General features: G+C 66.9%; 18 protein-coding genes. 3 read left to right on the top strand and 15 right to left on the bottom strand.

All coding sequences use genetic code 11. From position 1 onward, the window contains the following. The first annotated feature begins 4 nt into the window (after nt 1-4). The gene (locus OG474_RS42940) at nt 5-814 is read left to right on the top strand and encodes a carbohydrate ABC transporter permease (protein ID WP_405059439.1); all 810 of its coding nucleotides are present in this window, start codon (nt 5-7) and stop codon (nt 812-814) included. 2 nt (nt 815-816) lie between these two features. On the opposite strand, the gene OG474_RS42935 is transcribed toward OG474_RS42940, so the two are convergent. The 9 genes from OG474_RS42935 to OG474_RS42895 all read right to left on the bottom strand — a co-directional run bounded on the left by OG474_RS42935 (nt 817) and on the right by OG474_RS42895 (nt 11973). Then, a complete protein-coding gene (locus tag OG474_RS42935; protein ID WP_405059438.1) occupies nt 817-2100 on the bottom strand; it encodes a hypothetical protein in 1284 nt (427 codons plus the stop codon). A 1308-nt stretch (nt 2101-3408) separates the two neighbouring features. Further along, a complete protein-coding gene (locus tag OG474_RS42930) occupies nt 3409-4284 on the bottom strand; it encodes an amidohydrolase family protein (RefSeq protein ID WP_405059437.1) in 876 nt (291 codons plus the stop codon). Beyond that, complete coding sequence (locus tag OG474_RS42925) at nt 4281-5099, bottom strand: HpcH/HpaI aldolase/citrate lyase family protein (RefSeq protein WP_405059436.1); 819 nt, start codon at nt 5097-5099, stop codon at nt 4281-4283. Before OG474_RS42925 ends, OG474_RS42930 begins: the two co-directional genes overlap by 4 nt. Next, the gene (locus OG474_RS42920) at nt 5096-5821 is read right to left on the bottom strand and encodes an ABC transporter ATP-binding protein (RefSeq protein ID WP_405059435.1); all 726 of its coding nucleotides are present in this window, start codon (nt 5819-5821) and stop codon (nt 5096-5098) included. Before OG474_RS42920 ends, OG474_RS42925 begins: the two co-directional genes overlap by 4 nt. After that, the gene (locus OG474_RS42915) at nt 5818-7632 is read right to left on the bottom strand and encodes a branched-chain amino acid ABC transporter ATP-binding protein/permease (protein WP_405059434.1); all 1815 of its coding nucleotides are present in this window, start codon (nt 7630-7632) and stop codon (nt 5818-5820) included. The genes OG474_RS42920 and OG474_RS42915 overlap by 4 nt, the downstream gene beginning before the upstream one ends. After that, entirely contained in the window at nt 7629-8513 is an 885-nt protein-coding gene (locus tag OG474_RS42910; RefSeq protein WP_405059433.1) for a branched-chain amino acid ABC transporter permease, read from the bottom strand. Before OG474_RS42910 ends, OG474_RS42915 begins: the two co-directional genes overlap by 4 nt. After that, entirely contained in the window at nt 8510-9748 is a 1239-nt protein-coding gene (locus OG474_RS42905; protein WP_405059432.1) for an amino acid ABC transporter substrate-binding protein, read from the bottom strand. Before OG474_RS42905 ends, OG474_RS42910 begins: the two co-directional genes overlap by 4 nt. Beyond that, nucleotides 9745-10899: a DUF5624 domain-containing protein gene (locus OG474_RS42900; protein WP_405059431.1), complete on the bottom strand. Its 1155-nt coding sequence runs from the start codon at nt 10897-10899 to the stop codon at nt 9745-9747. Before OG474_RS42900 ends, OG474_RS42905 begins: the two co-directional genes overlap by 4 nt. A 3-nt stretch (nt 10900-10902) precedes the next feature. Continuing rightward, nucleotides 10903-11973: a hypothetical protein gene (locus tag OG474_RS42895; RefSeq protein WP_405059430.1), complete on the bottom strand. Its 1071-nt coding sequence runs from the start codon at nt 11971-11973 to the stop codon at nt 10903-10905. A gap of 84 nt (nt 11974-12057) precedes the next feature. Here OG474_RS42895 and OG474_RS42890 point away from each other — a divergent pair, with 84 nt between their 5' ends. Continuing rightward, entirely contained in the window at nt 12058-12963 is a 906-nt protein-coding gene (locus tag OG474_RS42890; RefSeq protein WP_405059429.1) for a LysR family transcriptional regulator, read from the top strand. On the opposite strand, the gene OG474_RS42885 is transcribed toward OG474_RS42890, so the two are convergent. Genes OG474_RS42885 through OG474_RS42865 form a run of 5 tightly spaced genes read right to left on the bottom strand, consistent with a single transcriptional unit; the run spans nt 12953 to nt 17688 of the window. After that, nucleotides 12953-13783 (bottom strand): carbohydrate ABC transporter permease, encoded by an 831-nt coding sequence (locus OG474_RS42885; protein WP_405059428.1) that lies wholly within the window; start codon nt 13781-13783, stop codon nt 12953-12955. The two genes, OG474_RS42890 and OG474_RS42885, sit on opposite strands and share 11 nt — an antisense overlap. Nucleotides 13784-13785: 2 nt before the next feature. Further along, nucleotides 13786-14697 carry a carbohydrate ABC transporter permease gene (locus tag OG474_RS42880; RefSeq protein ID WP_405059427.1) on the bottom strand — a complete coding sequence of 304 codons (912 nt, stop codon included), beginning with the start codon at nt 14695-14697 and terminating at the stop codon, nt 13786-13788. After that, nucleotides 14694-16187, bottom strand: coding sequence for an ABC transporter substrate-binding protein (locus OG474_RS42875; protein WP_405059426.1), 1494 nt, complete (start codon nt 16185-16187; stop codon nt 14694-14696). The genes OG474_RS42880 and OG474_RS42875 overlap by 4 nt, the downstream gene beginning before the upstream one ends. Further along, nucleotides 16187-17203, bottom strand: a complete 1017-nt coding sequence (locus OG474_RS42870; RefSeq protein ID WP_405059425.1) for a Gfo/Idh/MocA family protein — start codon at nt 17201-17203, stop codon at nt 16187-16189. Before OG474_RS42870 ends, OG474_RS42875 begins: the two co-directional genes overlap by 1 nt. A 53-nt stretch (nt 17204-17256) precedes the next feature. After that, a complete protein-coding gene (locus tag OG474_RS42865) occupies nt 17257-17688 on the bottom strand; it encodes an RpiB/LacA/LacB family sugar-phosphate isomerase (RefSeq protein WP_405059424.1) in 432 nt (143 codons plus the stop codon). A 116-nt stretch (nt 17689-17804) separates the two neighbouring features. On the opposite strand from OG474_RS42865, the gene OG474_RS42860 reads away from it, so the two are divergent. After that, nucleotides 17805-20030, top strand: a complete 2226-nt coding sequence (locus OG474_RS42860; protein ID WP_405059423.1) for an RICIN domain-containing protein — start codon at nt 17805-17807, stop codon at nt 20028-20030. Here OG474_RS42860 and OG474_RS42855 read toward each other — a convergent pair. Beyond that, entirely contained in the window at nt 20027-20830 is an 804-nt protein-coding gene (locus OG474_RS42855) for a helix-turn-helix domain-containing protein (protein WP_405059422.1), read from the bottom strand. The genes OG474_RS42860 and OG474_RS42855 overlap by 4 nt on opposite strands. Between the last annotated feature and the right edge of the window lie 33 nt (nt 20831-20863).

The following is a 20863-nucleotide window of genomic DNA, read 5'->3' as shown; positions in this document are numbered from 1 at the left end:
ACGAGTGCTACTCGTGCTGGCACTGGCTGTGCTGGCGATCCCGTTCGTGGTGCCGACGGTGTGGATGGTCGCCGCATCGGTGAAGCCGTTGCCGGAGATCTTCGCCTCACCGCCGACGTTGTGGACCAAGCATCCGACGCTGGCGGCGTACAGCGAGGCTTTCAGCTTCCAGCCGTTTGCCCGCCAGTATCTGAACAGCGTCTACATCGCTGTGCTGGTCACCTTGATCACGCTGGTCGTTTCGGCACTGGGCGGCTATGCGTTCGCGCGGATCCGGTTTCCCGGGGCGAATGCGTTGTTCCTCGTCGTACTGACCGGGCTGTTGGTGCCGAGTGAGGTGACGATCGTGCCGTTGTTCCAGCTGTTCAAACGGGCCGGGATGATCAACACGCACTGGCCACTGATCCTGGTCACGGCGTTGGCGGCGCCATGCGTGCTCGCGACGTTCATCATGCGGCAGTTCTTCATCGCGCTCCCGGTCGAGCTTGAGGAGGCGGCTCGGCTGGACGGGCTCGGCCGGCCGGGGATCTGGTTCCGGATCTGTCTGCCGCTGGCCAAGCCGGCGCTGTCCGCGGTCGCGATCCTGACCTTCCTCGCCTCCTGGAACCTGTACCTGGAGCCGACCGTGTACATCACCTCACCGGAGCTGTTCACGTTGCCACAGGCACTGACCCGATTCACGGACGCGTACGGTGGCCAGATGTGGAACACCCAGCTCGCCGCCGCGACGATGACCGTCCTGCCGATGCTGGTCGTCTTCGTACTCGCCCAGCGTCAGTTCGTGGAGGGGCTCGCGCACTCCGGCCTCAAGTGAGGTCACGAGTCCCAGATCGGGCCCAGGGCAGGGATCCCGAGCCGCTCCATCCCGTGCACGACCGACCAGGTCACCTTCCGGTTCGACACGCAGATCACGGCCTCGGCGTTCGAGGATTCGTACGCCGAGTAGGCCAGCTTCACCATGTCGGGTTTGCCGTTCGCATCCGTGTCCCAGATGATCGCGTCCGGCTGAGCGGCCAGGATTTCGTCGACGAGCGCCTGTCCGTAGGTCTTCACCGGGTTGCGCGTCACCCACACCAGCTGCATGGGGACGCGGTTGGCCAGGATGTGCGCCAGGACCGGTCCGATCCCGCTGCCGGTCACGACGTACACGACGCGGTTGAAGACGCTGCCGTAGTTCGCCATGCCGGCGGTCGAGATTCCTCGCACCCACAGGTGTGACGGCGGGTTGTCGATGAAGTCGCTGGTCCAGTCACCGGCGCGCGAGATCGCCATCCGGAACCCCGGCACACCCGGCGTCGGGATCACGGCGAAGCTGTGCCACTGCTGCAACGGGTGCCGTGCGACCGACCGCGTCGAACCCGCCATCGGTCGGAACCGGTTGCTGCTCACGAGCGCGACATGCGACGACGGCCGGATCACGTCGACCGGAATCCGCCGCAACATTGTCCACGGCAACAATGAGCTGATCGTGGTGATGGTCAGCACGATGATCGTCGACGGGCTGCCGAGCTGGATCGCGCTGATCCAGAACAACGCCGACAACGTCCAGCCGCCGAACCGGTGCATGCGCTCGAACAGATCGTGATACGCGGTCCGGAACTTCGGCCGCGAAGTCATGACGATCCCGAACAGAAGCAGCGATTGCAGGCAGTACGTCACCTGCAGACCGGCGTCGACCTGGCCGATCGCGATCACGGTCAACGCCCAGAACCACAGCGTCCCGCAGATCGCACCCCCGACGTGCAACCCGCCCAGGTGGTAGCCCTTGGCAAGCGTCCAGCGCAGCTTGAGCGGCCACGACTTCGGCACCCGCATCACCAGCCTGCACAAGGCATTCACGAAGAACTGCTGGCGAATCAGAATCCCCAGCGCGAAATTCACCTGCGCGATCAGTGCCACATTGACGACCGATCCCCACCAATGATTCCCCAGTCCCCAGCCGAACAGCACCAGGTTGGTCGCCACGACGAACAGCACCAACCGGTTGCTCTGCATCAACCGCGGATGCTTCAGAACCCTTCGCCCCAACGGAAGTGGAGCAGGCAACACCACGTCAGCCAGCTGCGGATCTGCCCGGACATGCGTCAGTACAGCACTCATTGAAAATTCCCCCAGAATTTCCACGAACCCCGAATTCGCCGTGCGTCATCGCATTCCCACCCGATGACCCCCGGCGCCGGGCCCTCAAAACCCGGTAACGCACGCTAAGACGCGGCCCCACCCCTAGAGGTTCGCCCCCAACCTCCCCCCGCAACAGAACCGACACATTCCCCGCCCCCGCCGCCCCGTCCAGTCGCTAACGTCCGAAGGACCCGCAGGCTCCGTCTCCGGATCTTCGGACGTTAGGTGGTCTGGCGGTGGCTGAGGGCCTTGGCTAGCCAGAAACTCCTCCTTCCCGAATGTGCTCGTCCCATCCGGCCGCTCGGATCCGGCCGACGGCGTACCCGGTGGCTGGTCGCCGCTGCGGCCGGTTTGACTGAAGCGGTGTGGCTGGGGTGGTCAGTGTCTGGGCGGGATGGTGCGGTTGGTGACCAAGGTTCCCGTTGCCTGTGGCTGACGGGCTGCGGCTGAGCCCGCTGCTCACGAGGCCTGTTCGCCGACCCGCCGCGGTGGCTGAGCACTTTGCTTGGGGCGATCGTGCGGAGGCTTGCTGGCTGACTCGCGGCGCTGGTTCCTGCCGGCAAACCAGTTGCCGAGGTGATGCCGTCGGCAAGTGAATCCCCTGTGCTGCCCGCGACCGAAGCCACCGTGCTGCCCGCGAGTGAAGCCATCGTGCGAGTGTGAGGAGAATGTCGCCGGAAATCGAAATCCGGCGGCACGGTCCTCACACTCGGGTGCTGATTGCACGGTGGCGCCACTCGCAGGGGCGGTGATGGTCGGACTGGGGAGCCTGACCTGCCGAATCGGCCGGTAGAACTCCCCAGACCCCGTTGGCCCGCTGGATCCGCGCCGCCACTGGCGGCCGGAGACACCGAGCGGGGGCCGGAGACACTAGGCGGGGGCCGGAGACACCAAGCGGGGGCCGGAGGCCTGTGGCAACAGGTCTCCAGCTGTCACAAGGTGTCTCACGCCAGCAGTGGTGGCGCGGGACCGGCCGCCTGCCCGGTTCGCTGGTCGGTGCTTTTGTGGGGATGGCGACCGGAAGTTGCCGACTGCCGTCACCCGCCGACCTCAGCTGTAGCCCGGAAGCTCAGGCAACGGGAACCTCGGTCGCCGACCGAACCATCCCCCTCAGCCGTAGACCTGCTCAGCCACCCGCCTCAGTAATACCGACCGCAGCGGCGACCAACCACCGCGCACCTCGCCGGCCGAATCCGAGCGGTCGGATGGGACGAGCACCTTCGGGAAGACGGGGTTCCTGGCCAGCCAGAGACCCCAGCCACCGCAACCGATCAGCCACCAGGCCGGCTAGTGGGCGAAGAAGAGGTGGGAGGCGGAGTCGACCAGGATCTGGTGGCGGGTTTCGGGGGTGGGGGCCCAGGTGGGGAGGAGGTTGAGGAGTTCGCCGGTGTCTCGTTGGCCGTTGGGGAGGTGGGGCCAGTCGGAGCCCCAGAGGAGGCGGTCGGGGCGGGTGGTGACGAGGGCGGTGCCTAGTTCCTGGAGGGCGCTGAGGGGTTTGTCCTTGGCGATGCGGTAGGGGCCGGAGAGTTTGATCCAGCAGTTGCCGTTGTCGCGGAGGACCGTCAGCAGGCGGTCGGCGTCGGCTGGGGTGAGGCCGTCCTCTTCCTTCATGTAGCCCATGTGGTCGATGACGTACGGCTGGTCGAAGTCGGCGAGGAACGGGAGCAGGTCGCGAACCACCCAGCCCGGTGTGTAGAACTGCAGGTGCCAGCCGCGCGCCGCGGTTCGCAGTGCCATCCGGCGGATGTACGCGATGAGCTCGTCGGTCGGTTGCTCGGCGCGGGCGAACAGGTCGAGCCGGATTGCCCGTACGCCGAGGGCGTCGTACCGATCGAGTTCGGTGTCGCTGATGTCCTCCTCGACCCGGACGACGCCGCGGCACCGGGATCCGGCGCGGCGGAGGACTTCGAGGGCGAGGCTGTTGTCGGTGGCGTAGAAGGTGGGCTGGACGATCACCATCCGGGAGATCCCGAGGAACTCGGTCATCTCCAGGTATTGGTCCAAGGTGGCGTCCGGGAAGGTGTAGAGCGGGTTCGAGACGTGGGGATAGCCGGGTTCGAAGACGTGGAAGTGTGCGTCGCAGCTTCCGGCCGGGACCTCGAAGGTCGGCGCGGTGTTGGACGACGCGGAACGCATCGGCAGGGTCTGGAGGGGAGTCGTCACGCGGGCACCTCGGTGAGCGATCGAAGGACGGATTCGGCGCGGGTCTGCACGGCTGAGAAGAGGAGGTCGGTGTCCATCCCCGTCACGACGAGCGGGCAGACACCGAGCTGAGCGAGCGACGCGTACTGGACCGGGTCCGCGACTCCGCCGAGCATGAAGAGCTTCCCGTGGTTGGCGCAGGCCTTGGCGACCGTGTCGACCGCCTCCCGCACCAGCGGATGGTCGTACTGCCCGGCGATCCCGAGCTCGGCCGTCAGATCGTTGGCGCCGAGCGACAGCATGTCGACGCCGTCGATGGCTGCGATCGCGTCCGCATTGCTGATCCCCAGTGGTGTCTCGATCAGGATCTGTACGACGGTTGCCGCATCCAGGGTGGGATTGAGTACACCGGCCGGCGTCGGACGCATTCCGAGCGCTGGCACGCTTGCGAGCTGGGAACGCTGTCCACGTGGGGGAAAGCGGCACGCCCGGACGACGGTCGACGCCTCCTCGACAGTCTCGATCCGGGGAGCCACCACACCCAGGGCACCGCCGTCGAGCAGGCGGCCGATGTCGCCGTACGAGCGTTCCGGGGTCCGGACCAGCGGCATCACGCCGAGGTCGGCCGCGAGGGCGCAGATCGCGGCCGCGGTGTCGAGCGGCATGGTCGAGTGCTCCAGATCGACCAGGATCGCGTGGTGCCCGGTGGCGTGCGCGACCCGGGCGATATCGGTACTGCGCGAGCCGCGGATCCCGAGCATGAGTGTCGGTCGGCCGTCGCGGAGCCGGCCGAGGAAGTCGTTGCCGGCACTGGTCTGCTGCACGAATCTGTTCATCGAGCCTCTTCCGGAGCCGCACCGAAGAACAGTGCGGCCATGTCGGGGCGGGCGAGGAGTTCGGCGGCCGGTTCGGCGAGCAGGACCTGGCCGCGTTCCATCACCACGCCGTGGTGGGCAAGCTTGAGCCCGAAGCGCACGTTCTGCTCGACCATCAGCACCGTGACGCCGAGGTCGTTCATGGTTCGGGTGCTGTCGAAGACCATCTCGCAGGTCTTCGGGTCGAGGCCGAGCGTGGGCTCGTCCAGCAGCACCACCGAAGGGTTGGTGACCAGCGCTCGGGCGAACTCGACGATCCGGCGCTGACCACCGGACAGGTCGGCGGCCTTGTCGTGAGCGCGCGCTGTGATCACCGGGAACGCCTCCGCCAGCTCCTCGAGCCGCTTCTTCAGCCGGCCGCGTTGGCCGCGGATCAGGTAGCCGCCGAGCAGCATGTTGTCGCGAACGGTCAGATGCCCGAACAGCCCGCCTTGTTGCGGAACCTGAGCGACTCCGGCGGCCAGCACCTCGGCCGGCGTGAGCGTGTGCACGGGTTTGCCGTCCACCAGGATGGTCCCGGCGCTCGGTGGCAGCAGTCCACTGAGGACCCGCAGCAGCGTTGACTTGCCGGCGCCGTTCGGACCGACGACACACGTGATCGCGCCTCGCTCGACCGTCAGCGTCACCCCCTGCAGGACGTCGCCGCCGCCGTACCCGGCCCGGACGTTCTCGAACTCGATCATGGTCGCGGTCCCGTCGTCGGTTCGAGGACGAAGTCGTCGCCCAGATAGGCCTCCAGTACGGCGGGATCGGTGCTGACCGCGGCCGGGTCTCCGGTGGCGATCACCTTGCCGTGGGCAAGCACCGTGGTCCGGTCCGCGAGTGCGAGGACGAACTGCATGTCGTGCTCGACGATCACGAACGTCCGGCCGCTCGCGTTGAGCGCGCGGATCAGGTCGGCGAGCCGCTGCAGCAGCGTCGGGTTGATGCCGGCCGCCGGCTCGTCGAGCAGGATGACGGCGGGGTCCAGCATCAGCAGTTGCGCGAGCTCGACCAGTTTGCGTTGGCCGTAGGAGAGGTCGGTGGCAGCCGCGTCGACGTACTCGCCGAGTCCGACGAACTCGAGCAGCTCGGTCGCCCGAGCCGCCTCGGCACCTGAGACGGCCGAGTGCACGAGCCGCCGCGGGTCGAAGCAGTCATTGACCGCGGCAACGTTCTCCAGCACCGTGAGACTTTCGAAGAGACGCGGCAGCTGGTACGTGCGTCCGATTCCGGCGAAGGCGCGGCCGGTCCGGTCGAGCTTCGCCAAAGACTTGCCGTTCAGTACGACGTCGCCCGCGGCAGGTTCGTAGGTGCCGTCGATGACGTTGAACAGGGTGGTCTTTCCCGAACCGTTCGGCCCGATCAGCGCGGTGATCGACCCGGCCGGTACCACGAGCGAGGCCTCGTCGAGTGCCTTCACGCCACCGAACTGGACGGTGACGCCCTCGATCCGCAACAGGTCAGTGCCGACGGCAACCGAGCGGGCGCTGGCCGGTGCCACGGGCAACGCCGTACTGGCGAGCCGGGCACCTGTTCGGCTGCTGGAACGTCGTTCAAGGTAGCGGCCGACCGACGGGATGATGCCACGCGGCAGCGCCAGCGTGACGATCAGCAGCAGCCCGCCGAACATGATCAGGCGGAACGCGCCGGCGTCCACGCCACCGATAGAGGTGTTCGTCACCTCGGCCAGCGGCACGATGATGAACGCGCCGAGCACCGGGCCCCAGACGGTCGCGCGACCGCCGAGCAGCACGGCGAGCACCACCTGGAGACTCAGCACGATGTCGAACATTGTGCTGACGGTCAGAAAGCTGACGTAGTAGCCGTAGATCGCGCCGGCCACCCCGACCAGGACGGCCGAGGCCATGAAGGCGAGGCTCTTGTAGATCGGTGTCGGTACGCCGATCCCGGCCGCCTTGTCCTCGTCGTCGCGGATCGCGACCAGGCCCAGCCCGAACTTGGAACGCCGGATCGCGCTCGTCATCGCCACGCTGAGCACCAGGAGCGCGAGCAGCGAGTAGTAGAACGGCCAGTTGTGGAACCGCACATCCCAGTCAGGCAACGGCATCAGGAGCCCCTGGCTGCCGCCGGTCAGCGACGACCAGTTCCGGACGATCAGCCCGAGCAGTTCGAGCATCGCGTACGAGACGATGACGAACGCGACACCCCTCGTACGGCGGGTGACCCAGCTGAGCGCCAAGGCGACGAGGGCGGCGGCTAGTCCGCCGAGTGGTGCGACCAGGAACGGTGAGACCTCCCACTGGCCGGCGAGGATGCCGGCCGTGTAAGCACCGACGCCGATGAATGCGCTGTGGCCCAGACTCACATAGCCGGTCAGGCCGGACATCACGTTCCAGCCGGAGCCGAGGACGCCGAGCAGGAAGGTCAGGATCAGCACGTTGTGGATGTAGGAGCTCGGCGTCAGGAACGGAACCGCCACGGCCGCCAGCACCCCCAAGGCGATGAGCCACCGCCTGGGAATCCGCCGGGCAACCTCAACAGCCGTGCTCATGCCCGAGCTCCGTCCGCGCGGAGCTTTCCACCGAGGAGCCCTTGGGGGCGGACCAGCAGGATCACGATGATCAGGACGTACGGGACAGCGGTCGCCCACCGCGTGTCGACGTACGAGGAGGTGAGGGCCTCACCCAGGCCGAGGATCGAGGCCCCGAGGGCGGCACCGACCAGGCTGCCCAGGCCGCCGAGGATGACGACGCAGAGGATGCGGCCGATCCAGACGTAGTGGGAGTCGGGCACGAACTGGTAGATGACGGAGAGGGCGGCACCGCCGAAGCCGGTGGTGGCGGCGCCGATCGCGAACATCTGCGCCATCGTCCGCTCCACCTCGATCCCGACCAGGGCGGCGCTGTCGCGGTTCTCGGCGCAGGCGCGGATGGCGCGGCCGAGGAAGGTGCCGCGGAGCAGCGCGTACAGCGCGCCGAGGATGGCGAGCGCTCCGATGAAGGCGTAGAGCTGGGCTCGGGGAATAACGACCGAGCCGAGCTGGATCGACGTGTTGAAGTAGGAGGGCGTCGCGGAGCGGACCTCGGTGCCCCAGATCAGCGACATCACGCCGCCGGCGACGATGGCGACGCCGAATGACGCCACCATCGCGAGCTCGTGGTCGATCCGGTGTACCCGGGCGATCACCAAGCGGTAGAGGACCCGGCCGACGACGTACATGACCGGGGTGATGACGACGCCGACCAGTAGCGGGTCGAGTCCGGTGCGGTCCCACACCCACCAGGAGAGGAAGGCCGCCAATACGATCATCGCGCCGTGCGCGAGGTTGATGATCCGCATCACGCCGAAGACCAGGCTGAAGCCGGACGACATCAACGCGTAGACCCCGCCGACCAGGAGGCCGAGTACGACGGTCTGGAGGAGAAGGGTCATGAGCCGCTCCAGCCCGGTTTGACGAACAGCACGTCGGCCGAGGTGGCGGCCGACTTCGGGCTGACGATCTGCAGCTTGCCGCTCTGGAACTGGCCGAGCAGCATGTCACCCTGCGGCCGTCCGGTGGCGTCCCAGTTCAGCGGGCCGACGACCGTGTCGACGGTGTTCTTGTGCAGCCAGTCCGCGATCGCGGTCTGGTCCAGCTTGCCGACCGCTTTCACAGCTGTGGCAAGGACCTGGCCGGCGGTGTACGAGTTGGCCGCGTCCTCACTCGGCGCCGCCTTGAACTGTTTCGTGTATCCGGACACGAACCCGGCGTTGGACGGGTACTTCGCCTCCGGGCTCCACGCCAGGTAGGTGAAGATCCCCTCGGTGCTGCTCGCGCCGATGGACTTCGCGAACGCCGGATCGGTCGGGGTGTTCAGTTGGTAGAACTGCTTGGGGGAGAAGCTGACCTTCTGGAACGAGCGGATCAGCGAGATCCCGTCACCGGCGATCGAGCCGTTGATCACCAGGTCCGGTTTCGCCTGCTTGATCGCGTTCGCGATCGTGTCGAAGTTCGACGTGTCCGGCGCGTAGGTCTTGTTGTAGACGGTCTTCACGCCGAGTGCGCCGAGCCGCTCCCCGAAGAGCTTCGCGGCCTGGGTGGTGTTCGGGTCGTCGAGCTGGACCAGGGCCAGCGTCTTCGGACGCTGATCGGCCGGCAGCCCGGCGATCAGGTCGACGAACCGGTCGGGCAGCTTCTGGGTGGTGGCCGGCTGCGCGAAGAAGAGGTACTTGAAGTCGCGGGCGAAGATCTCGTCCGCACCGCCAGAGGGCTGAACGTAGACGTACTTGTAGCGCTCGGCCACCGGAGCGACGGCGATGTTCAGGTCGGAGGAGAACGTGCCCAGGAGCAGGTCGACCTTGTCCTGGGCGATCAGCCGGGTGTAGTCGGAGATGGCGGTCTGCTGGTCGAAGCTGTCGTCCAGCACCTTGAGCTCGACCTTGCGACCGAGCAGGCCGCCCTGGGCGTTCAGTTCGTCGACCCAGTACTGGTAGCCCTCCATCCCGGGCTTGGCACGGTCGGCGACCGGGCCGCTGAGCGGCAGCGACATGCCGATCACGATCGGTTCGGTGCTGGCCGACGCCTGGTCGGCGGGCTTCTCGGCGGACAGGCCGCAGGCGGTGGTGGTCAGGGCGAGCAGCGCGACGAGTGCGCTGCCGGTGCGTAGGCGTGCGGCTGGACGTCTCATGATGCCTCTCCTTGGACAATGCACAGGGGGTACGGTTCGTCGTCCAGGCCCGGGACGAGCAGCTGGGCAGGGTTGTTGCCGTTGTCAACGAGTTGCCGGGCGGCGAAGTCGGTGACCGCGCCGGACAGCAGCTGCCGTGGATCCTCGAGGACGAGCCGCAGCCGCGAGGTGAGAGCGAACCAGTCGGCCGGGCCGTCGATGGCCGGTAGTTCGGAGCCGGAGCGGGCCGGTTCGAAGCGGGGGTAGCCGGTGAACATCTGCTCGCCGAGTTCGCAGGTTGCCCGGACCCCCGACCACAGCCGCCGGTACTCAGGTTCGAGGGCGGAGACCGCGTCGAGATTACTGCCGTCGTACGTCGGGAACACCGGAGCGTGTGGAGCGATCAGCAGGTTCGCGTCGGGCAACCGGCCCCGGGATGCGGCGCCGATGACTCCGGCCACGCTGTTGCTGTCTCTCGTCACACCGGCGGTCGGCCGGCCCTGGCGACCGGCGATGATCACCATGGTCTCTTCCCACGGCAGGCCGAGGCCGTCGAACCACGTGATTAGCCGGTGCCCGAGGTCCATGCCGAACAGATAGAACGTGGCGACCATGATCCGGTTGAGCGGGACGGGCAGTTCGGCCGATGGGCCCTCGAGCGCATCGCGGCGTACCGTCTCGGCTGTTAGGTACGACGGATCCGCCAGCGACTGTTCGAGGTACTGCTCGGTGACGGCGCAGGCGTAGTCGACCATCGCGGCGATGGCCGGCTCGCGTCCGGAGAAGCTCTTGATCCGGACCAGGTCACGCCACAGCTCGGGCGAGTTCGCAGCTCGGGTCTCCCTGGTCGCGGCCAGCAGCTCTTCGGCCGCCGCCGGCCAGGGGCCGTGCGGATCGAGCTCCTTGACCTGGGCGAGTGAGGCGAGCGCGGGTCCGAGGTGGGAGACGGCCGTGAGTTCCTTGAAGCCGCGGGTGGAGAGGCGAAAGCCCTCGATCGTTGGTGATTCGCCGTTGCCTGGGTAGAGCGCGAGGTCGCCGTGGGTGGCGACGATCAGCGGAGCGGTGGCGTAGCGGCGTTCGGAGGCGAGGGTGAGCTGGCCGCCGATGCTGCTCGGCGAGCCGGTGTAGGCGAAGAAGAGCCGCGCGAAGGCTGGAGACTCGTAGCGGTCCATCGGTCAGTCCACCAGCCGGTAGATGACTGTTTCATTGGCGAATCTGATCTCGGGGGTGAGCGAGTTCGAGACCGCGAACTCGATTCCGTCGTCGAGGCTGAGTACTTCGGCATCGGTGCCGCCACAGGTCGGAAACTCGTTCACGAGCTGGAAGGCGTCCTGCCACTCGTACAGCTGCGAGGTCAGCGACGGTTGCGGGTCGGCCGGCGTACCGAGGATGAAGTTGACCCGGATCAGGTAGACGTGACCGTTCTGCTCGACGATGCGGAGCTCGCGGGCGCCGAGTCCGTCCAGCGTGCTGTGGGCAGCGAAACGGTCGCCGTTCCAGCGCAGTACCGACGGTGGTTCGCTCAAGCCTGCGGCGATCAGGTACGTCGAGAAGGTGGCGAAGGCGCGGCCGGTTCGTTCGAGCAGGGGCTGGTGCGGCACATACTGCGAACCGGACCAGCGATATAGAATGCTTTCACTGACGTGGTCGGCGTGCGCGACGAAGTGTTGGCCATCGAGCTCGAACGGATGCCAGTTGTACGCCCACTGGGACGGGATGCCCTGGAACTCACCGAACTTCGAGCCGTCCCATTCGAAGATGACCGAGTCCCGGTTACGGCCCTCGAAGTGCGGGAGCGCGAGCCCCTGGGCCAGGCCGAGGAAGTGCCGGTCGCCGATCGTCCAGTGCTTCCACTGCTTGGCCGCGAAGGTCGGGATCGTCTGGAACAACTCGAACCCGTCGCCGTTCCACTCGTAGACGAACGAGTCGGTGAAGTACTCGTACGGGCCGGAACCGGTGCGGATACAGGCGACGGCGAGGAAGGACCGGTCGTCGATGGTGAAGAACTCCGCGTCCTCACCACCGGGCGCGGGCAGCGTGGCGAAGGGCTCGTAGCCACCGGCGGTTCGTTCGAGCAGGAGCAGGTCGGTGTTGCTGTCACCGGCGTTCATCCCGGCCGGTGTCCCGGGCACGTCGTACGCGAGTTGGGGGATGGCGAGCAGCTGCCGGCCATCGATCGCGAAGGCTTCGACGGCGCGAGCGCCCGAGGTCGGGATGCGCTGCTTTTCGCTCAATGTCCGGGCCATGCTTAAGAGAACTCGCTCTATCCCCGGCGCAGCAAGGGGCGTAGGTTGACGCTTGAGGTCATGGAGCGTTAACAGAGGTGACGCATGCTCGATACATCGAAACTGCTCGTGCTGCGAGCCGTGGCCGAACACGGCTCGATCGCCAGTGCCGCCCGCGAGCTCGGCTACACCCGCTCGGCGGTGTCGCAGCAGATGTCCGCGCTGGAGCGATCGGCCGGTGTCTCACTGCTGATCCGGGGTGGCAAGACCGTCACCCTGACGCCGCTCGGACGGCGGCTGATCGAGCACACCGAGCGGATCCTGGTCGAGCTCCGCGCGGCCGAGTCGGCGCTGCGGCAGCCGGGTGGGGTGGCCGGCCGGCTGAAGATCGGCATCCCGTTTCGCGAAGGACCGCCGATCATGAGTACGGCGCTCACCAAGGTCCGGCAGCGGTATCCGCGGCTGGAGGTGTCGCTGGTGGCGATCACCGACCAGCAGGGTGCCGACGAGGTGAAACGCGGCCGGCTGGACGTGGTCATCCTCTCGACCTTCGGTGCGGGCCCGCCGCTGCCGGAGGCAGGTCTGCGGCAATGGATCCTCGGGTGCGATCGCCTGAGTCTCTGTGTACCGGCGAAGCATGAGCTCGCCGACTTGGAGAGTTGCCGGATCGAACAGCTCCGCGACGAACAATGGATCGTCTACCAGCATCACCCGCTGAGCACGGTGCTGCTGGGGTTGTGTTCCGGATCGGGCTACCGGCCGCGAGTGGCAGCCACTGTTGGCGATGCGGCGACGGCGTTGGGCCTGGCCGGGGTCGGCTGGGGCGTGACGATCGCGCCGGACCTGACGCCCGGTGCGCCGGAGAGTTCGATCCGGCGGGTTCCGCTCGACGGCGTGGAGGCGAAGCGCTACAGCGTGCTGGTCTGCCGCGACGGCGAACAGGAGATCCCGGAGATCGACGCGGTGGTGACCGCCGTCCACACGGTCACCGCCCGCACGTTCAGTCCTTGACGGCTCCGGCGAGGCCCTCGATGAAGTAGCGCTGGAAGAAGAGGAAGACGGCAACGATCGGCACCATCGACAAGGTGACGGCGGCGGCGAAGCCGGACAGGTCGACGCTGTACTGCTGGGTGAACGCGCGCAACCCGACCGAGACGGTTCGCAGCTCGGGGTTGCCGAGGGTGAAGATCAGTGGGACGAAATACTCCTGCCAGCTGGACGTGAAGCCGAGGATGGCGGTGGTCGCGATGATCGGCTTGGCCAGTGGGAAGATCAGCCGGAAGGTGCGGAAGAAGCCGGCGCCGTCGATCGCGGCGGCGTCGAACAGTTCTTGCGGGATCGCGCCGAAATAGCCGCGGAACAGCAGCGTGCTGAATCCGACGCCGCCGGTGAGGGCGAGCAGCACTCCCCAGACGGTGTTCAGCAGGCCGATCGTCTGGATCAGCTCGAAGACCGGCAGCACACTGGTTGCCGTCGGCATGAAAAGGAACGCGAGGATCAGTACGCCGATGATCCGGCTGCCCGGGAACTTGTAGCGGGCCAGCGTGTACCCCGCGAGCGCTGACGCGATCACGGTGATGGCGGTGCTCGCCGTGCTGTAGAGGACCGAGTTGAACAGGTAGCGGCTGAAGTTCGCGGTGGTCCAGGCGCGGCCGTAGTTCTCGCCGGTCCAGTGCTCGGGCCAGAGTTTGAAGCCGGCGGTGTACATCTCGTTCGAGGACTTGAACGACGAGAAGACCGGCCACAGGAACGGGTAGAGATAGATGAAGGAGACGGCCAGCAGTACGACGACCAGCAGGACCGAGCGTGGAGTCCATCGTTGGGTGCGCATGGCTAGACCCCGTATTCCTTCCGTTTGAGCTGGGCGCGGCCGACCATCTTGCCGACCAGCGCGTACACGATCAGCACGGTGATCCCGAAGACGAACGCCGCGGCACTCGACGTACCGAACTGTGGCCGTGCCTGGGCGAAAGCCAGCTCGTAGACGTAGTAGTTGATGACGTAGGTGTCGGTGCCCGGGCCGCCCGAGGTGAGGATCTGGATCCAGTCGAAGATGCCGAGCGACCAGATCAGGCCGAGGGAGGCGATGATGACGCCCATCGGGCGGACCAGCGGCAGGATGATGTGCCACAACCGCTGCAGCGCACCCGCGCCGTCGACCTCGGCGGCCTCCAGGAGGTTCTGCGGGACCAGTTGGAGAGCTGCCATCCAGAAGATCACGTACTGGCCCATGATCTGCCAGGTCGAGATGACCGCGATCGTGGCGAACGCGATCGGTCCGGAGCGGAGGAAGTCCACCGGCTGGTCGACCAGATGCAGGGCAGTGAGCAACTGGTTGATCGCGCCGTCCGAGGGACTGAGCAGGTAGTAGAAGACCATCGCGACGATGGACGCGGGCATCAACCAGGGCAGGAAGAACACCGTGCGGAAGAACGCCGGCCAGCGGAGCCACGGGCGGGTGAGGAGCAACGCGATCAGGAACGACAGCGGTAGCTTGATCAGCGTCTGCCCGATCGTGAACGCCCACGTGTTGGCGTAGGCCTTGCCGAACAGGGGATCGGTGAGCACGGCCTGGTAGTTGTCGAGACCGACGGTCGGTGAGTCGCCGAGGGCCCCGATCCCGTCGAAGTCGTGCAGGCTGAACTGGACGGTCCGCACCAGCGGCCAGACCGTGAAGGCCAGGAACAGCAACAGGAACGGGACCAGCACCAGGTAGATCTTGCCGAGATCTGTACGGCGATTCATCGCGTGAACTTGAACGGGGTGAGGCCGTCCCACCCGGGCTCGGCGTAGCAGTCCGTCGAAACCTTGAGACCGGACGCGGCCTCTTGGCCGAGCTGGGCCTCGAACACCTTGTTCTGCTTGTCTTCGATGCCTCTGGCCAGGGCCGGCCAGTCACCGCCGCTCTGCAGGTACTTGTTCACCGTGCTGTAGACGAGGTTCTCCTGGATCTGGTCCACCTTGCTCATCGCCTCGGACTTGGCGAGGTCCGGGCACTTGAGCGCCGGGACCGGAGCGAGGATGTGCACCTTCGGATCCAGCGGCAGCAGTTCGCGGGCCAGGTTCTCCTTAGGTAGCCACTTCGCGGCGTCGGCCGGGTCGATCCAGGGGAGCAGGTCGAAGCCCTTGGCGGTGAAGTGTTCCGAGAACCAGCCCTTGGGTCGCGTCATCCATTCCAGGAACTGGGTCGCTTCCTTCGGGTGCTTGCTCTGCGAGCTGATGAACAGTTCCGGCAACGGCGGTCCCTGGGCGATCCGGCCGGCGTACCCGCCTGGTGCGGCGGTGGTCTTGGCCGGTGGCAGGGCGACGCCGAAGTTCTTGAACTTGAACGTCTGCGGGAACACGGACGACATCCAGCCGCCGTCGAAGTAGAACGCGGCCTTGCCTCCGGCAACGGCTTGGCGGGCGGCGATCTTGTCGTACTGGCCGGGGAAGACGTACTGCTGCTCGTACAGCGACCGGAGATACCGCAGGGCCTCGACGAACTGCGGGTCGGAGGTCTCGGTGAACTTGCCGGTCTGCAGGGAGACCTTGCTCGGCGTGTAGCCCTTCTTGTTCACCCCGACGAACGTCGTGAGGAGCCGCTCGATCTCGTCCGGACCCTGCGTCGACTGGGCGAGACAGCTCGCAGCGGCCTTGTCCTTGATCGCCTGGCACGCGGCGGTGAACTCGGTCCACGTCGTCGGGAGCTTGCCGGTCAGACCGGCCTTGGCGATCACGTCCTTGTTGAAGTACATGTAGCCGAATCCGATGGTTCCGGTCCCGGGCGGGCGCGGCGTCGTGTAGATCTTGCCGCCCTGGCTGTAGATCGGTTCCATCAGGTTCGAGGTGTCGCGGAACCGGGACCGGAAGTCGGCCGGCAGCACCGAGTCGTCCAGCGGCACGGCCCACTTGTTGTTGATGACGTCGGACAGCTCGAAGTACTCACCCGCGGCCGGCCAGGTGTAGGTGTAGATGTCGGGGGAGTTCTTGCTGCGGAAGCTCAGCGGCAGCGCCTGCTTGTAGTCCGCCTCGGCGAGCTCCTCCGGGACGACGTTGATGTTCGGGAACTCCTTGCGGAACTCGGCCGCTGCCTCTTTGTAGAACTCGAGCCGTTCCTGGCTGTAGCCCTGCCACTTGATGGTCACGACACCGTTCGGGTCCTCGGATTTCGCGCCGTTGCTGTTGCAGGCCGCGAGGGTGGCCAGGGCGAGCCCGGCCGCCAAGGCCGCCCGCGTGATCCGGTTGAGGTTCATCAGTACTCCGTTCGCTGCAGGGTTCGATCGGCGGCTGAGTCATAGGTCGCCTGGACAGCGGCTACGACCGAGAGGCCGTAGTCGCCGGAGACACTCGGGGGAGCGGACCCGGTGAAATCAAGGAGCTGGTCGCGGAAGGCGGTGACGATGTCGTCGTGCCCGGTCTGATGCTTGAGCTGGACGGCTTCGCCGGGGCGGAACATCCATAGACCCTCGGTGTGGGACAAGCGCAAGGCACCGTTCTCGCAGATGACTTCGGTCTCGTCCTGGGGAGGCAGACCGGTGCTGGTGATCGAGAACGTCAGCTGAATGCCGCCGGACAGTTCCATCACGCCGGAGGCTTCGGTCTCGACGGCGAGCCCTGGCCGACGCCAGGTCCGGGCGTTGACCGAGACGACCTGCTCACCGGTCAGCACCTGCGCCTTGTCGATGCTGTGGCCGCCGATGTTCATCATGATTCCGCCGCCGGCCAGTTCGGGATCGAAGAACCAGGCCGGGCGGGACTCCGGGTCGTAGCGGACGGCGCGCCGTTCGGTGATCAGCAATGGGCGGCCGAGCTGGTCGGAGCGCAGGATTTCGGCCGCCTGCCGGACCGCGGGAACAAATCGCTGGAGATTACCGATTGCCAGCCGCACACCGGCGTCCGCGCAGACTTTGATCATTTTCCGGCAGTCGGCCACAGTGGTGGCCATCGGCTTTTCCATCAACACGTGCAGGCCTGCGATGGCCGCGTCTTCGGCCATCGGGGTGTGCAGTGAGTGCGGGGACGTGATGACGACCACGTCCAGGTTGCCGGCGGCAAACATGTCCCGGTGATCGGCGTACACACTGGCGTTCAGCGGCTCAGCGAGCGCTTGTGCGGCATCCCGCCGTACGTCGCAGATCGCCGTGATCGCGAGGTTCGGGAGGCTCGCCGCGGCCTCGACGTACACCGCGGCGACGCTCCCGGCACCGACCAGGCCGATGCGAATGTCATTCCTCTCAAGGAACGAATTCAGTCCATTCTCTGCCGTCATGCCTGGGAGTTTGCGGACGGCGAAGAGAATGAGTCAAGGGGATGATTCCGGTATTAATTGCTGACGCGCCCGATATTTCCCTGGTCGGTCTCGTCGGTGCTGGCGGCGGTCGCGAACCAGGCGTCGAGGATCTCCTCGAGCAGCGGCTCGGAGATCAGCCGGAGACTGAGCGCGAGCACGTTGGCATCGTTCCACCGGCGGGCGCCCTCGGCCGTGTAGGCGTCGGTGCAGAGCGCGGCCCGAATGCCGGGGACCTTGTTCGCGGCGATCGCCGCGCCGGTCCCCGTCCAGCAGCAGACCACGGCCTGCTCCGCGTTGCCGTCGGCAACATCTCGCGCCGCCGCGTCCGAGCAGACCGCCCATTGTGGGTCGCTGCCAGGAGTGAGCGCGCCGTACGCCGTCACTTCGTGCCCGCGCTTGCCCAGTTCGGCCACCAGTGCGCGGGCGACGGGCTGATCCATGTCCGACGAAACCGAGATTCGCATGGTCCCGAGCCTAGGGCGTGCTCCAGTAGTTGCGGAACTTCGGTCAGGTCTTGAATTAAGTGTGGGAATCCGCTTTCCTGAGCGAACCTCCACCGCCCCGACCTGAGGAGTGCCCCATGTCCGGAGTCGCCCAACTCCGTCCGCCGCCGCGTGCCCGGCGCCGGCGATATGCCGTGATCGCGACGGCGCTGGCCGGTGTTGTCGCCGCCGGTCTGACCGTCGTCGACCCGCCGTCCGCGACTGCCGCGATCTCGCCGACCGGCTGGAACACCGTGGCCGCCAAGCACAGTGGCAAGTGTCTCGACACGCGTTCGGCCGGTACGGCGAACGGCACGGTCGTCCAGCAGTACGCGTGCAATGCCAGCACAGCCCAGCAGTGGCAGTTCCAGCCGACCAGCGGCGGGTATGTGCGCGTGAACGTGCGCACCAGCCCCGCTCAGGTGGTCGACGTCTCCAACGTTTCGACGGCGGACAACGCCCTCGTGCACCTGTGGGCGTACGGCGGCGGGAACAACCAGCAGTGGCTGCCGGTCGAGGAGGCGGATGGCGCCTACCACCTGGTGAACCGGAACAGCGGCAAGTGTCTCGACGTACCATCGGCCTCCACCGCGGACAGCGTCCAGCTGGTGCAGTTCACCTGCAACGGAAGCGCCGCCCAAGCCTTCAGGATCACCTCAGTGGACGCTCCGCCGAACCCGCCCGGTACGCCGGACCTCGGTCCGAACGTGTCCGTGTTCGACCCGTCGATGCCGGCCAGCCAGATCCAGTCCCGGCTCGACCAGGTCTTCAACCAGCAGGTGGACAACCAGTACGGCGAGCAGCGGTACGCGATGCTGTTCAAGCCGGGCACGTACAACGTCAGCGCGAACGTCGGCTTCTTCACCCAGGTCGTCGGTCTCGGCCTCACACCCGACAGCGTGAACATCAACGGTTCGGTGCATGTCGAGGCCGACTGGTTCCCGCCGCAGAACGCGACGCAGAACTTCTGGCGCGGCGCCGAGGGTCTCACGGTCACTCCGCCGGGCGGGCTGGACCGCTGGGCGGTCAGCCAGGCATCGGCGTACCGGCGGATGCACCTGAAGGGCAACCTCGCGCTGGACGACGGCGGCTGGTCGAGCGGCGGATTCATGGCAGACACGGTCGTCGACGGTCAGGTGCGGTCGGGTAGCCAGCAGCAGTGGCTGTCGCGGAACACCCGGTGGAGCAGCTGGACCGGGCAGAACTGGAACATGGTGTTCGTCGGTGCGGAGAACGCTCCGGCCGGCAGCTTCCCGGACCCGCCGTACACGAAGGTCGCGCAGACCCCGGTCGTGCGTGAGAAGCCGTACCTCTACATCGACGCGGCCGGCGCCTACAAGGTGTTCGTCCCGGCGCTGAAGACCAACTCGAGCGGTCCCGGCTGGACGAACGGCAACCCGGCGGGCGCCTCGCTGCCGATCGAGCAGTTCTACATCGCCAAGCCCGGTGTCAGCGCGGCGACGATCAACTCGGAGCTGGCGGCGGGTAAGGACCTGCTGTTCACGCCGGGCGTCTACAAGCTGAGCGACTCGATCCGGGTCACCCGCGCGAACACCGTGGTGCTCGGTCTCGGGCTCGCGACCATCATGCCGACCAACGGTACGACGGCCATGTCGGTCGCCGATGTGGACGGCGTCAAGATCGCCGGTCTGCTGATCGACGCGGCCCCGACCAACTCTCCGCTGCTGATGGAGATCGGCGCGACGAACTCGTCGGCCGACCACAGCGCCAACCCGACGTCCATCCACGACGTCTACTTCCGCATCGGTGGTGCCGCGGTCGGCAAGGCCACAGAGACGTTGCGGGTGAACAGCGACGACGTGATCCTCGATCACACCTGGCTGTGGCGCGGTGACCACTCGATCGGTGTCGGGTGGGGGACCAACACCGCCGACACCGGACTCGTCGTGAACGGTGACGACGTGACGGCGTACGGGCTGTTCGTCGAGCACTACCAGAAGTACCAGACGATCTGGAACGGCAACGGCGGGCGGACGTACTTCTACCAGAACGAGATGCCGTACGACCCGCCGAACCAATCCGCCTGGATGAACGGCTCCACCCGCGGGTATGCGGCGTACAAGGTCGCGGACTCCGTCACCACACATGAAGCGTGGGGGCTGGGGAGTTACTGCGTCTTCAACTCCGATCCGTCGATCGTGGCCGAACGCGCCTTCGAGGTACCGAACAAGGCCGGCGTGAAGTTCCACAACATGGTCACGATCTCGCTCGGCGGCAAGGGCACGATCGCGCACGTGATCAACAACAGCGGCGGCCCGTCCAACACAGCCAACAACAAGGCCCAGTGGGTGAACTACCCCTAGGCGGTACGGCGGCCTGGTGTCCGGCCGTGGGTGCGGCGGAAGGCTGCGATGAATGCGGACGAGCTGGAATAGCCGACGAGGTGGGCGACTTCGGAGACCGGGTGCGTGTCGAGCAGAACCTGCGCGGCGCGCAGCCGGAGGTCGGTTCGCCAGGCGGTGAAAGAGGTGCCGAATTCGCGGATGAAGTCGCGCTGCAGGGTTTTGCTGCTGACGTGAACCTGGGCGGCCCAGGCGGAGAGATCCGTCGGGTCGCCCGGGTCTTGTGCGAGCCGACGGGCGACCTGGAGGGCGGGACCGCGGCCGGTCGAGGCGCGGGCCGGTTCGCCGGGCTGGTTCGAGTCCAGCGCGTCGAAGAGGTTCGCCCTGATGGACAGAGCCTCGGTCTCAGCCAGCCCGGGGGCGGTCAGCGCGAGGATCGCGGTGGCGGCCTCGGACGGTACGGCGATGGTGCCGATGCGCAGGCCGAAGAGCGCCGGCGGGATCTCGCGCAGGCAGATGCGGTAGACCGTCTGGCGGCCGAACTCGGAGGAGGAGGTCGCGCTGACGGTGTGGCCGACGGCTCGACGTACCCAGACGGCCTGGCCGGTGCCGACGAACCCGGTCTGGTTGCCGTGGGTGGCGGTGAGCAGGCCGTCGGGGGACCAGTAGACCTGGTGCAGGAAGTCCTGCCGGCTGCGGCCGAACTCCAGCCGGCGGCCGGCGGCGTACCGGAAGATCATGATGCCGCCGAGGGTGCCGATGCCGTAGCCGAACTCCTCGCAGTTCTCCGGGTCGTCGCCGTGGGGGCTGACGAGACTCATGCTGTCCTCCTCGCGACATCGATCGACCGCTAC

This window comes from Kribbella sp. NBC_01505 (assembly GCF_045040285.1).
Taxonomy (GTDB): domain Bacteria; phylum Actinomycetota; class Actinomycetes; order Propionibacteriales; family Kribbellaceae; genus Kribbella.
This window is presented reverse-complemented; position numbering and strand designations above follow the sequence as displayed.

What these genes read in the sequence shown, in the direction of transcription:
- OG474_RS42875 (WP_405059426.1), bottom strand. Translation starts at nt 16,187, where the DNA reads ATGAACCTCAACCGGATCACGCGGGCGGCCTTGGCGGCCGGGCTCGCC.
- OG474_RS42865 (WP_405059424.1), bottom strand. Translation starts at nt 17,688, where the DNA reads ATGCGAATCTCGGTTTCGTCGGACATGGATCAGCCCGTCGCCCGCGCA.
- OG474_RS42880 (WP_405059427.1), bottom strand. Translation starts at nt 14,697, where the DNA reads ATGAATCGCCGTACAGATCTCGGCAAGATCTACCTGGTGCTGGTCCCG.
- OG474_RS42860 (WP_405059423.1), top strand. Translation starts at nt 17,805, where the DNA reads ATGTCCGGAGTCGCCCAACTCCGTCCGCCGCCGCGTGCCCGGCGCCGG.
- OG474_RS42890 (WP_405059429.1), top strand. Translation starts at nt 12,058, where the DNA reads ATGCTCGATACATCGAAACTGCTCGTGCTGCGAGCCGTGGCCGAACAC.
- OG474_RS42900 (WP_405059431.1), bottom strand. Translation starts at nt 10,899, where the DNA reads ATGGACCGCTACGAGTCTCCAGCCTTCGCGCGGCTCTTCTTCGCCTAC.
- OG474_RS42915 (WP_405059434.1), bottom strand. Translation starts at nt 7,632, where the DNA reads ATGAGCACGGCTGTTGAGGTTGCCCGGCGGATTCCCAGGCGGTGGCTC.
- OG474_RS42910 (WP_405059433.1), bottom strand. Translation starts at nt 8,513, where the DNA reads ATGACCCTTCTCCTCCAGACCGTCGTACTCGGCCTCCTGGTCGGCGGG.
- OG474_RS42920 (WP_405059435.1), bottom strand. Translation starts at nt 5,821, where the DNA reads ATGATCGAGTTCGAGAACGTCCGGGCCGGGTACGGCGGCGGCGACGTC.
- OG474_RS42905 (WP_405059432.1), bottom strand. Translation starts at nt 9,748, where the DNA reads ATGAGACGTCCAGCCGCACGCCTACGCACCGGCAGCGCACTCGTCGCG.
- OG474_RS42895 (WP_405059430.1), bottom strand. Translation starts at nt 11,973, where the DNA reads ATGGCCCGGACATTGAGCGAAAAGCAGCGCATCCCGACCTCGGGCGCT.
- OG474_RS42925 (WP_405059436.1), bottom strand. Translation starts at nt 5,099, where the DNA reads ATGAACAGATTCGTGCAGCAGACCAGTGCCGGCAACGACTTCCTCGGC.
- OG474_RS42935 (WP_405059438.1), bottom strand. Translation starts at nt 2,100, where the DNA reads ATGAGTGCTGTACTGACGCATGTCCGGGCAGATCCGCAGCTGGCTGAC.
- OG474_RS42870 (WP_405059425.1), bottom strand. Translation starts at nt 17,203, where the DNA reads ATGACGGCAGAGAATGGACTGAATTCGTTCCTTGAGAGGAATGACATT.
- OG474_RS42885 (WP_405059428.1), bottom strand. Translation starts at nt 13,783, where the DNA reads ATGCGCACCCAACGATGGACTCCACGCTCGGTCCTGCTGGTCGTCGTA.
- OG474_RS42855 (WP_405059422.1), bottom strand. Translation starts at nt 20,830, where the DNA reads ATGAGTCTCGTCAGCCCCCACGGCGACGACCCGGAGAACTGCGAGGAG.